The following is a 12,198-nucleotide window of genomic DNA, read 5'->3' as shown; positions in this document are numbered from 1 at the left end:
GTTGCCGCACTGGTGGGGTTGGCTCCGTACAACTGCGACAGCGGCCAAAAGTCGGGGCAGCGGCGCATCCGCGGTGGTCGCAGTGCAATACGACGTATCCTCTACATGGCGACTTGGTCGGTCATTCGTTATCAGCAGGAGTTTGCTGATCGCTACCAAAAACTACGGGACAAGGGGCGGTGCCCGAAGGTCGCATTAGTGGCATGCATGCGCGTACTGATCGTGCGGATCAACGCGATGGTGAGAGACGGCACCAGTTGGAGGACAGGTGCCGTGTGAAGACAGTTGCTCCTACCGGATAGTTCTGCGCTCGGGCCTGCCCTCCCCCTAACCCTCTCCCTGAGGGAGAGGGAACCGTTCGGTGCAGGATGAAACTACAGCGTCAGCCGGCACTATCTGCTCCCTCTGAACGAGAGCTGGGATGAGGGGGAAATGTCGGCACAAACTTGCCGGAAAGAAGACCAGACCGTAGGGTGCATAACCCGGAACGGCTTATCCGCCGATGACCTCACGGCGGATAACGCTGACGCTCTGAAGGGCGAGGGAGCTATCCGTGCCGGCTGACACTGTGGTTTCAGCCGGCACGGAACCAGTCCCCTATCCCTTCAGGGAGAGGGTGCCCGGCACGAACGTTCAGATGAAGACAATTGCTCCCCTGTTCCCCTGCGGGAGCGCTGGCCCTGAGAGGCGCAGGCGGCCGCCCTACTGCGGCTGAACGCTGACGGCGACGGCGGAGGTCACCCGCATCACCAGCTGGCGACCGACGTACTCGGGCTTCATCACCACGTCCGGGCGGACCTTGACCGTGTGCTGGCTGCCGTCGGCGAACTGCAAGGTGGCGGTACGCTTGGCGGTGTCGAGGGATTTGACGATGGCGGTGATCTCCACCGTGTCGGCCGCGAGCATGCCCGGCTTGTTGCCCGGCTGCGCTGTCGCCAGTAGCCCGGCGCCGCCGCTGCCGGTTTCCTGGCCCGGCTCGCGCAGGAAGACGAGGCGCTCCAGCGCGACGATGGCACGGACCTTGTCCCCCACCTTGAGCTGGTCGAAGTTGCGCATCTCCGGCGGCGCCTGGAGGGTGCGGCTGTTGCCGTGATCGTCCTTGAGGGTGAAGGTCCGCTTGCTCCGGTCGATGGCAGTGACGCTGGCCTGCATTTCCTCCGTTTCGGTCATCGCTCCGCCCGGCACACCTTTGGCGACCGACTCGGTGCTGTCGTACTGGTAACTCAGTTCATCGTTCTTCTGGCTCTGGCAGCCGACCAGCACGCCAGCGGCGAGGGACAGGCAGATCCAACGGGACACACTCATCAGGCGACTCCTTGCATCAGGGTGTTTGCGTTCGGGGTTTGCGGACAAGTACCGGGGCCCGCATGCCGCTCTTTCATGGCTGCGTGATTACAGCGAGCGTAGCAGCCGCCCGGCCATCCACCGTGCGGCACGTCGCGCTCTGGCGCTTTCAGTACTTGATGTCCCGCGCTGTCTCGCGCCCCTGCTGCTTGGTCTGGCGCTTGTCCTGCCGGCACTGGGCGTTGTACTGCTGGTCGGCGGCACGGCAATTCTGCTTGGTCTGGCGTGCGTCCTGGCGGGTTTCCTGGCGCACATCCCGCGCCTGGCGGCGCTGGTTGCCCTGCTCCGTGGCCCAGGCGGTACCAAGCGAGGCGACGAGGAAGGTCGCCGCCACCAAAGCAACGAACAGGGAACGGGTCATGGCGTCACCTCCTGCAGCACAGGGATAGAGACTCTCCAGTACAGCCGATTTCCCGCGGGCTTGCCGAGGGCGGTGCAGGGTTCGCCGCACTCTTCGACGAAAGGCAGCCCCGGCCGCAACGACGGGCGCAAACAGCGCCCTGCGGCCGGCTGCGCAAACTCAGTGATCGCGTACCAGCAGCACCGGACGCTTGCTCGACTGCAGCACGCCTTCGGCCACGCTGCCGAGCATCAGGCGGTGCACGCCACGGCGGCTACGGGTGCCCATGACGATGGCGTCGGCCTTGACTGCATCGGCCTCGGCCTCGATACGGTCGGCGACTTCCTCTCCGGTAGTTTCCATCGTGACGCGCTGGTAAGTAGCCGGCACCGCGTACTCCCCGACCACCTCCCGCGCCTTGTTCAGGATGTCGTCGGCAGCCTTGAGCGCGGCGGCCTGCAGCGCCTCGGCGTCATAGTACTTGGCGTAATAAGGCAGATGTCCCAGCGGACGGTCGACGATGGTGATGACGTGCAGCTCACCGCCACTCATGCGGACCAGCCGTGCGCCTTCGGCCAGGGCTCGGAACGAAACGGGGCTGCCGTCGACGGCGGCCAGTACGTGCTCGTACATGCTGTGCTCCTCGTTGATGTGTCGACATGACCTTAACTGCGCGGGCCGGGAACGCCCTTGTGCCGTGTCAATGTAATCGCCGAGCGGCCTTCAGGGTGCCGGAGCCATTGCCTCTTCGCGACAGGCGGACGGACTCTGCCCGGTCCAGCGCTTGAACGCCCGTCGAAAGCCGCGCACATCACTGTAGCCGAGCGCCTCGGCAATCCGCTCGAAGGGCATGTCCGGGTTGTTCAGCAAGCTCATGGCCCGGGCATGGCGCACCTGGTCCTGCAACGCGTCGAAAGTGCTGCCGTGCTCGCTCAGACGTCGGCGCAGGGTGCGGCTGCTCATGTTGAGTTCGCTGGCAACCTTGTCGATCGGACTGCCCTGGGCCAGGTCACGGGCGATGGCGCGCTTTACCGTTTCCAGCAGGCCGGTCTTCTGCTGCACCTGGGCGGATTCGGTTTCCAGCAGGCTGAGCGCCTGGCGCAGGGCGACGGGATGGTGGCTGGGCAGTTGCACATCCAGCCAGTGGCTGGCGATGGCCACGCGGTTATGCAGGCAACCGAACTGCAGGTTCGGCCCGAGCAGGCGGCGGTACTCGGCTGCATAGCTCGGCGCGGCATGGGTGAACTCGAACCGCAGCGGCTGGAACTGCGGACCGATCAATGCGCGGTTGTAGACCAGCAGGCTGGCGAAGAACTCCTCCACGGCGAACACCTGGATGTCGGCATAGGGCAACCGGCATTCGACCTCGATGAAACTCTCCTCCGGCCCCTCCACCAGGTTGCACAGCGCGATGCCACCGGTGGTGTGCTGGAAGCGCCGGCCCACCTCGAAAGCGTCGCGCAGGGTCTTGCACAGCGACAGCACGTGGCCGAGCAGACCAAGAGTGCCAAGCACGTTGCGATGCCCGACCCAAAGCCCCAGGCCGCGTTCGGGCAGCACCGCGAGGGCGCGCTGGATTATCGCCACCGTCTGCCGGTAACTGATGCGCTGCGCCGGGTCCTGCAGCTCCTCGGCGGTAAAACCAAGGCCACGGCACAGGCGTTCGCCGCTTACGCCCTGGTCGCTGACGACCTCGGCAAGCGTCTGCAGCATGAAGGGCGAAACCAGGGCCAGGTCCAATTGCGCATCGATACTGGGGCTGGGCATAGGGACTGCTCTCGAGCGAGGGCGCCGGCGATTCTTGTTATGGGGGCGGCGCGCGGTGGCCGCATCATAACGTGTTCGCGGGCTAGCCAAAGGCGGGAGTAACAGAATATTACACGGCGTTCGCCGAAGTCTCCGCGGATGAGACGGCAAGGCCCTGCTCAGATCGACCTGCTATTCGTGCTCTGCTCAACTTGAAGAAACGTCAGCAATAACGGCCCTATCGGTTGCGCCAACCGCACAGCCCCACTTTTGCGCTGAGGAGCGATAAATTGCTCGGTTTCCCAGGAGGTTCAAGAGGTCGCCTTTCTCGAACCAGCGGATGATCTCGGTCTTGTCGATATGGTGATCAGAGAGCTGGTACACATGCCGGTAGCTGGCGTGCGACACGGTTGATCGCTGAAGTAAATCTGGAATTCGTCGTCGAGGATAAAGGTTTGCGAGTTAGGTAACGAATCCGCTCCATGGCAGAAAATTTACGGGTATAAATCATGCAATACCGCTCGAATTAATTTAACGAGTGTGACATACCGCTCATGATTCAGCGCAACGGCGTGTCAATTAATTTATTAATCTACTAATCGCGAAATCCCTAAAGTAGAAAGTCCCGACGAGAGCACACATCGGGCGATTTTAATTTTTTCGAATAACTTTACTTTATAAACCTCACCAAGCCCGAAGAAAGGCAATCAGACACATGCCACTAACTTTCAAGAATAAAAACACGAGCAGATATAGATAGATTATTCAATAATAATATTTTCTCACAACATCACCACTGACGATTATCGCCTCTGCCAGCTCCATATCTGACCCCTTAATACCAACATTCCTCAACAACCTTATCGCCTGCTCCAATAGCGCGCCGCGCAAACCACCGTCACTAGCCACAAAAACAAGCGCATCATCATGAGAAAGAAGAATGACTTTTCGGTCATCACTTGAAATATCGGACGTTTTACGTGAAGACCATTCAACAGACGCTATGGGTGAATAAAAAGTCCCTAGAGTGGAGAGTGTGGCTAAGCTTTTCTCATCCCAATTCCCTGGGCTCCCCAGGGAGAACCCATGATAAAACGCAAAAAACAATGCAACCAGAGCCTGCAAATTAATCTTCCTTGAGCAAACAGAAGAATTCATAACCATGAATAAAATTGACATACCACCTCGCATACTAGAATTAAACACCCGCACCTTTTGCCAACCCTTTGTCACTGAGACATGAAAAACAAGGCATAGCAAGGGGGATCATTGGCACTAATTAACTCTTCTTCCAAGATCAGATTCTTAGCACCGTCTTTTTTTCATAAGCTATACATTCATTGACCAACGGGCGTAATGGAAAGGGAAATCGCTGACCGCAGGCGGATCAGCGATATTCCTCGTCTTGCGGATAAAAGCCACGTTATCCGTGATCTGGGAAAGAGACTCCAGCGGCTCCGTGCGAGCGGCGGAAGTTCCGCCGCAACTGGCCAGCGTCAACGCCAGACCGCGCTTAAGCATCGCCGTGGAAGCTCCATTTCACTGCTTCCTGGGTGTAGGTGGTTTTGTCTCCGAGCGGCCAGGGTCGGGAGATGAAACGCTCCACTTCCCAGGTGGGCATGATGTCGCCTTCCTTGAACTGGCGGATGACTTCGGTTTTGACGATACGGCGATCAGAGAGCCAGAGCACGCGCCAGTAGCCGGCGCGGGGGCACAGTTGGCCGCTGTAAAAAAATGGAATTCGTCGGTGCGGATAAAGGCTTGGGAGCCGGGCAATGGTTTGCCCGTTACTGGGTCGAGTCCCTTGGCCTTGGCCAGTTCGGCGATCAGCGCTTCACGGGGCTTTTTCGGCGGGATATTGGCTTTGCGTTCTTCCAGCCACTTCAACTTGCCGTCCCAGGCGGGCAGTTTGGCAGGTGGCAGTGGGACGATCTCATCGATTTCGGGGACTTTAGGGTTTGCGTAAGAGTAGTTGGCGAGAATGCGCCAAATCTTTTCGTAGCGGCTTACACGTTCCAAATCCTCCTCTAACCCTAGGTAATCCACTTCATTACTCGGTTTGGGACCACGAAAACTATCCGAGAGCTGCCCTGCTGCATTTTCGCTGCCAGCAGCCACCCCCATTTGAAGATACTTTACTGCCTCATCAAAGTTGTGATCGTCCCGCAGGTACATACAAAGAATAACGGCTGCGTCGCCTTGTCCCTGCTCCGCAGCGCAACGACGCATTTGCCGCGCAATATTTGGAGCTTTATCACTTTGTACCAGCTTATCGGCCACAAAGGCTTGAGCATTGGCACTCCCTTCATCAGCTGCCTTACGATAGTAACGAAGAGCTTTTTCCTTATCCTGCACCAACCCAGCCGATCCCTGGTTAAGGAAAATTCCAATAAAGTAGTACCCAGTGGCTACACCGGTATCCATTAGCCGCTGACTAAAACGCAATTGCTCATCACCACTGAGTCTGTATTGTCCACGCATAGCACCGTTCTGCAGGTTGACGCTAGCCTTGGAGTGACCATTTTCGGCAGCGATGCGGTATAGCCGCTCGCTCTGCGCATCCACAGCTTTGTCTTGCTTGAGTTGGTTATTCTTTTGCAGCCAGCGCGCGTACTTGAACAGCACATCGCTATCGGCCGAGGGCTCGGGGAGTTGTTCGTGCTTACAGGTAAACGCCAGGTTGGCCTTGATCTGGAAAAGGGAATTCAGCGGCGCTGGGCGGGCGGCGGAAGCTCCACCGCAACTGGCCAGCGTCAAACAGATAGCCCCTGCCAGGCCGCGTTTAAGCATCGCCGTAGAAGCTCCATTTCACTGCTTCCTGGGTGTAGGTGGTTTTGTCTCCGAGCGGCCAGGGTCGGGCGATGAAACGCTCCACTTCCCAGGTGGGCATGATGTCGCCTTCCTTGAACTGGCGGATGACTTCGGTTTTGACGATACGGCGATCAGAGAGCCAGAGCACGCGCCAGTAGCCGGCGCGGGGACACGGTCGGCCGCTGTAGCAAAAATGGAATTCTTCAGCGCGGATAAAGGCTTGCGAGGCGGGCAGCGGTTTACCGGTAGTAGGGTCGAGGCCTTTGGCTTTGGCAAGTTGCTCGATCAGGGCTTCGCTGGGCTTTTGCGGCGGGATATTAGCTTTGCGCTCTTCCAGCCATTTGAGCTTGCCATCCCATGGGGGCAGCTTGGCGGGGGGCAGTGGAACGATGTCGTTGATTTCGGGTACTTTGGGGCTAGCGTAGGAGTAGTTGCCTAAAATCTTACCGATTTTTTTGTAGCGATCGGCACGTTCAAGGTCTTCTTGTTGGCCAAGATAATAGAGCTCGTTACTTGGCTGTGGGTCACTAAAACCGTTCATTAAGAATGATGCAGAGCTTTCACTGCCAGCAGCGACTCCCAATTGAAGTGCTTCAATTGCTTCCTGGTAGCGCTTATATCTTTTACGGTATATCCCTAGCATAACAGCCGCTTCGCCTTGTCCTTGAACAGCGGCGCAGAGGTACATCTGCATTGCAATCGTCGGCGCCAGCTCGCTTGGTTCCAACTTATCACCCACATAGTATTGAGCATTAGCACTTCCCATATCTGCTGCCTTGCGGTAGTAGCGCAAGGCTTTCTCTTTATCCTGCACCAAGCCAGCCGAGCCCTGGTTGAGAAAAATACCAATAAAGTAATAGCCGGTTGCCACACCGGCATCCATCAGTTGCCGGCTGAAACGCAGTTGTTCGTCGCCACTGAGGTTGTACTGCCTGCGCATAGCACCATTTTGCAAATTAATACCGGCTTTAGCATGACCATTTTCGGCAGCGATTCGGTATAGCCGTTCGCTCTGCGCATCCACCGTTTTATCCTGTTTTAGCTGGTTGTTTTTTTGCAGCCATCGGGCGTAATGAAACAGCACATCGCTTTCCGCCGAGGGCTCGGGGTATTGCTCGTGCTTGCAGGTAAAGGCCAGGTTAGCCGTGATCTGGGAAAGGGAATCCAAGGAAATATCCTTCTTCGAATGGGCAATGGTACCGGCGCTACAGGCGGCCAATAGTAGGCTGGTCAACAGAAGAATTTGGCGCATCAGTCGAGATCGCTCATGCTGGATTTGTCGTAATGGAACTCCACAATTGAGGCGTAGGGAGCGTGCGGATTTTCCTTATCTTTTTGGCGAGCTTTGTTCTCATTTAGAATGTCTTCCCAAGCCTTAAATGCATCGCGCGCATCATCCTGCGCCCCTAGCCCCGCCGTATGAATTTCCCACAATTTCCGCCGCATCGGCCGCGTCACTTCATGCCACTCATGGGCGATATTCAATTCGCTGTCCACCCGCATACTGCGGGTATTGATATTGGCCGAGCCATGGATGGTGAAGACATCATTGATGATCATCAACTTGGAGTGGATATAGACCGGCACCCAGTCTTTACCCGGCGGAGAATCCGGGGCGACCAGGGAGCAGATATGAACTTTCAGGCCCGGTATGTCTTGCGGGACCAGGGTTTCATTCTCGATCTCGGCGATCTGTCGATCATGTTCGCGCTGCCATTCTTCCAGTTCACGCCGCCCCTGCCTGTCGTTCGGGCCATCCGGCTGCGGTTTGGCCGGCATGGTTTTTTCTGCCTGATCCACCCGACGCTTCTTGGTCACCTCGGGAATGGTGTTGGCGCGGCCGAGGCATTCCAGCATGCGCTGGGTATTGAGAACGCCCATGCCGATACCGCCATCGGTGACGTTGGTGGTGACGAACAAATGCAAGGGACCGTGCTTTTCGAGGTCGCGCCCCGCGACTATCTGCGCAGCAATCGACTTGTTGATCAGCTCTGCCAGTGGCGGCCAGCGAAAGTACTGGTTTTCGATGTAGATGAATTGCGTGGCGTTATTCGCCGCCTGCAGGTAGGCGGTTTCGATATCGTGAACGCCCACTTGTGGTTGGGTGCGCAGCAATTGCGCGATGAGCTGGGTTCCTCCTTCGCCGCACTGCAGTTGTTTGCCGACCTCCTTGGCTTGGCGTGTGGTCAGCAGGTCCTCTCCGGTTTCCTTTTTCCAGGCATCGGCAAAGTTTCGATGCAGGTATTCCAGAATCGGCCCGGTGACCCGGCTGGAAATGTCCTGGCGGGGTAAGGCACCACGAGGGCCACGGTCGGGGTCATGGATACCCGGAGTGGGGTTGGGGTGCTTGGGGTCAGGGCGTTTATGTGCGGAATGCGCATCGGTGTCCCAATATTCGTCGAGCATGTTGTGCCCCATGACGAAACCAACCGCCTTGCCGGGCAGTTCATAATCGACCAGAACGCTTTTCTGATGATGGCTGGGCGCTGCCATCATGGCTGCCCGGGACTTCTTGCTGAGATCCCTGTCGGGCGCGTTACGTTTGACGTCTTCGCCTATCCGCTCGCGCTCCTCGATGCTGAATCCCCGGCTGACGAACACCGGAATCTTCTCGTGGACGAGCTGGGCGGCTTTGTCATCGGCGGCGCTGAAGCTCTTGAACCACCATTCGTCGTAGTTGTGCTGCACATCCGTGGCGGTTTGTCCGGCCCGGTGTTTCAAGTTGGGCGCCTTGCCCGGCACGTTCGCCTCGCCGGCCATCCCGGCAAGGTTCAGCGGCATTTCCCAACCCAGTACTCGTACCTGCACTCCAAGGCTGGCCTTCTGCTTGAGCAGCGCACCGATGGAAGGATGAGCGCCATCACGAATGAAGTACATCGATGGCTGGAAGCCCCAGCAGACGATATCGATGGATTTTTCGGCGGCTGCGATGGCTTCGTACACAGCCTTGAAAGCAACCTCGCCATTGATCAACGGTTCATAGCTGGCGAGGGTCGGCGAGTACTCCGCGTCCTGCACGAACCAGGGCGATGTGCAGGTACCTTCGTTGGTGTGCTGCAAGGCAATCGGGACGACGATTTCACACTGGCTCATGATGCATTTCCTTCATCCGGTTTCGCTCCCTGTAGCAAGGATGCATAGAGCCGGCGGAGTTCGTTGTGGGCGGCGGGTTGGTTGACCTCGGAATCGGCCTTGAAGGTGTTGTGGTGCAGCCCCTGATTAGCCAAACGTCCTTGCTCGGGGTTGCTGTAATCGCTCGGGATCGGAATCTGGTAGCTGACGCCATTGCTCATCACCAGGCGGTAGCTGCGGGTGACCACCTGATGGTCGAACGCGAGGTAACCGGTCGTGCCCAGTACGCCCTTCTGCAGCACTTGGTCGTCTGCATAGAGGGTGTAGGGCATGCCTGCCCAAGCGAGGTGGGGCGCGTTGGGCGCCTGCGGCACTTGCAGGCGCAGCCGCTGCACGGAATCGAGTTTGGGGTACTGCGGATGGGTCGCCGGCATGCTGGCCGGCCCTTGATAGGCGTAATGCACCGACTTGATCAGGTAATCGCCCTGGGTGCCGTATTCGATGCTGTGCTGGTCCATACGCAGGTAGCTGCCGCCGGCGTTAATGACGATGCGTTTCTTGGCGGTGATGTGGATTTCGTTCTCGGTGCTGGTGACGTCCACGCCTTTGCGAGCGATCAGCTCCATGCGGTCGTTCTGCGCCTGGATTTGCACGGCGCCCTGGTTGGCGAAGAGCTTCAGGCCCAGCTTGCGCACGAACAAGCTCATTCCCTCACCGACGCCGATGAACAGGCGCTTGACCACGCTGGCGTCCATGTTGCCGCCAGCGTTGAGCATCAGGTTGCGCTCGGCTGCGAGCTGCAGGTGCTGGCCGCTGGTGAAGGCAATGCCCTGCGGCGCGCTGAGCAGGGCGACGGCGCCTCGCAACTGGTTGACCTCTTCATTCATCAGCGCTATCTGCGCCAGGAAGTCGGCCGGATCGGCGTTCGCGGTTTCGGCGTCGGTGGAAAGCTTCTGTATTTCGTCGCCGGCCTGTTGGAGACGAGCGACGGCTTCCTGCATGGCCAGCACCTGGCCTTGCGCGCCCGGCTGCACGTCCGCGCTGATGAACACGCCCTTCCCTGCTCGCACCGAGCCCCAGCCATCGGTACGCAGCTCGAAGCCTTCGCCGCGCTTCTGTCGCTGCGAGTCCACCAGGTGGCCGAGGTTGAGCTGGCTCTTGCCGCTGTACTCGGTGGACAGCTTGATGTGTTCCTGGCCGCGTGAGTCGTCCAGGCGCAGCTTGTTGTTGGCCGGTGTACGCAGGACGTTGCGTTTGTAGTTCTTCAGCGTGACGTGGTCGGGGTGCTGCGAGTCATGGATGGCGTGGGCGATGTAAGGCCGGTCGGGGTCGCCGTTCTCGAAGGCGATGCGTACTTCGGTGCCCTGGATCAGTGGCAGGTGCAGGCCGTAGGTGTCGCCGGCGTAGGGACGCGCCAGGCGCAGCCACATACTCTCGCGCCCAGCCGGCCATGTGTCGCGGTCGAACAGGAAGTGGCATTTGTAGCGGCCTTCCATGTCGATATGGCCGTACAGATCGTTGGGCTCAGGACTGGTGACGCGGGCCGGGATGCTGCCGGCGATCACCGGCTTGGCGGGCACTTCGGGGCGGAAGCAGACCTGCTCGTCGTAGGGAATCGCCTCGAATTGCACTTCGAAGCTGCGGTCGCGGGCGGCGCGGCTACGAAGGCGGACAATCGTCGCGCCCGCTGCGAAGCTCTTGTCGACTCCGTCGAGCTTCAACACCTGGCCGGGAAGCAGGACGGCGCTACTGGCGCTGCCGATCAGGCGGGTGCGTGCGTTGAGGTAGCGCTCGTGGGCGAGTCGCGCATAGAAGTAACCGCTTTCGCTTTCCAGGTCTTCGTCACGGGCGTAGGCGTCACCAAGTTTCTGATGCGGTTCGCCGTAGTGGTAAGCCTCGCCGTAGGAGGTTTTCAGCGAGTTGAGGACGTCGACATTGGCGTCCAGTTGCGCGCCTGCATCGCGGTATTGGTAAGCGCGGTTGCTGACCTGCTGCACGACGGCCTCGTGGCTGCTTTGCAGCCCCCACACGGCGTCCTGGCCGCTGGATTCCAGTGAGGACAGCGGGCGTAGTGGCAAGGGCGGCGCCGGCAGGTAGTGGCGCTGGTCGTCATGGAACTCCAGCACATCGATGCGCAGCCGCTCATCCATGCTAAAGCGGTACCAGATGCCGACCTCGGCCAGCAGGCGCTGGATGAACACAAGATCGTCCTCGCCGTATTGCATCACCTGTTCGCGCTGCGGGTAGTCGCGGGTCAGTTCGAAGAGGAAGTCCTGCCCTTCAAACTCATTGCGCCGCAGCACCTGCTCGACGATCTCCGGAACGCTCTGGTTCTGGTAAATGCGGTACTGCCGAGCTCGGTCCAGCAGCTTCAGGCGCGGGGCAAGGGTTACTTCGTAGCGGGCTTCGTCCCGCGATACGGACAGCAGGGCGAAGTGGGTAATCGTGCCGTACAGCGTGCGCAGTGGCGGAGCGACTGGCGGCGTGTAGCCGGGTATGCCCGACTGCTCCGGCGGCGCGCGCAGGCTGAAGCTGGCGTCCTTTCGGAGGAAGGCATCGGCAGGAAGGTCGCGGCTGGTGCTGGTGAATTCGATGCGGTAGGTGAACGGCTGGCTGAGCGCTTCATCGCCGGTGAAGGCCAGCACATGGAGTGGCGTTTCAACGCCCCTGACCTTGAGGCTATGGCGACTATGATCGAAGAACAGGTGAGCAGCGTTGATGAGCATGGCAGGCGTCCGTTCCAGAGGAACGTCGATCCCACCAGTTAGGCCATAGCCCTGTCATTCAGACTCGTCTGGAAAGACCGTCTGATTGTTCATCAACAGCAACGAGATGCGGAACCGGCCGCACTTGAGCAGGTTGCCGCGACAGGAATAACCGCCGGC

The 12,198-nt window shown here is 59.1% G+C and carries 10 protein-coding genes; 1 reads left to right on the top strand and 9 read right to left on the bottom strand.

Going from position 1 to position 12,198, the window contains the following annotated elements; translation table 11 throughout:
- Positions 1-279 (top strand): transposase (locus IB274_RS16885; RefSeq protein ID WP_192433051.1); only part of this gene is annotated, 279 nt, incomplete at its 5' end.
- Positions 280-702: 423 nt separating this feature from the next.
- Here IB274_RS16885 and IB274_RS16880 read toward each other — a convergent pair.
- The 9 genes from IB274_RS16880 to IB274_RS16840 all read right to left on the bottom strand — a co-directional run bounded on the left by IB274_RS16880 (position 703) and on the right by IB274_RS16840 (position 12,039).
- Positions 703-1,305, bottom strand: coding sequence for a hypothetical protein (locus IB274_RS16880; RefSeq protein ID WP_192433050.1), 603 nt, complete (start codon positions 1,303-1,305; stop codon positions 703-705).
- Positions 1,306-1,453: 148 nt separating this feature from the next.
- A complete protein-coding gene (locus IB274_RS16875; protein ID WP_192433049.1) occupies positions 1,454-1,705 on the bottom strand; it encodes a hypothetical protein in 252 nt (83 codons plus the stop codon).
- A gap of 159 nt (positions 1,706-1,864) precedes the next feature.
- Positions 1,865-2,317 carry a universal stress protein gene (locus IB274_RS16870; RefSeq protein WP_192433048.1) on the bottom strand — a complete coding sequence of 151 codons (453 nt, stop codon included), beginning with the start codon at positions 2,315-2,317 and terminating at the stop codon, positions 1,865-1,867.
- A gap of 90 nt (positions 2,318-2,407) precedes the next feature.
- Complete coding sequence (locus tag IB274_RS16865) at positions 2,408-3,451, bottom strand: AraC family transcriptional regulator (RefSeq protein ID WP_192433047.1); 1,044 nt, start codon at positions 3,449-3,451, stop codon at positions 2,408-2,410.
- Positions 3,452-4,195: 744 nt separating this feature from the next.
- Positions 4,196-4,609 (bottom strand): DUF2388 domain-containing protein, encoded by a 414-nt coding sequence (locus IB274_RS16860; protein WP_225614890.1) that lies wholly within the window; start codon positions 4,607-4,609, stop codon positions 4,196-4,198.
- 360 nt (positions 4,610-4,969) lie between these two features.
- Positions 4,970-6,220 (bottom strand): sel1 repeat family protein, encoded by a 1,251-nt coding sequence (locus IB274_RS16855; RefSeq protein WP_318652885.1) that lies wholly within the window; start codon positions 6,218-6,220, stop codon positions 4,970-4,972.
- A complete protein-coding gene (locus IB274_RS16850) occupies positions 6,213-7,493 on the bottom strand; it encodes a sel1 repeat family protein (protein WP_192433046.1) in 1,281 nt (426 codons plus the stop codon). The genes IB274_RS16855 and IB274_RS16850 overlap by 8 nt, the downstream gene beginning before the upstream one ends.
- Entirely contained in the window at positions 7,493-9,334 is a 1,842-nt protein-coding gene (locus IB274_RS16845) for a phospholipase D-like domain-containing protein (protein ID WP_192433045.1), read from the bottom strand. Before IB274_RS16845 ends, IB274_RS16850 begins: the two co-directional genes overlap by 1 nt.
- Positions 9,331-12,039, bottom strand: a complete 2,709-nt coding sequence (locus tag IB274_RS16840; protein ID WP_192433044.1) for a type VI secretion system Vgr family protein — start codon at positions 12,037-12,039, stop codon at positions 9,331-9,333. The genes IB274_RS16845 and IB274_RS16840 overlap by 4 nt, the downstream gene beginning before the upstream one ends.
- Positions 12,040-12,198: the final 159 nt, after the last annotated feature.

The organism is Pseudomonas sp. PDM18 (assembly GCF_014852585.1).
Lineage (GTDB): Bacteria > Pseudomonadota > Gammaproteobacteria > Pseudomonadales > Pseudomonadaceae > Pseudomonas.
This window is presented reverse-complemented; position numbering and strand designations above follow the sequence as displayed.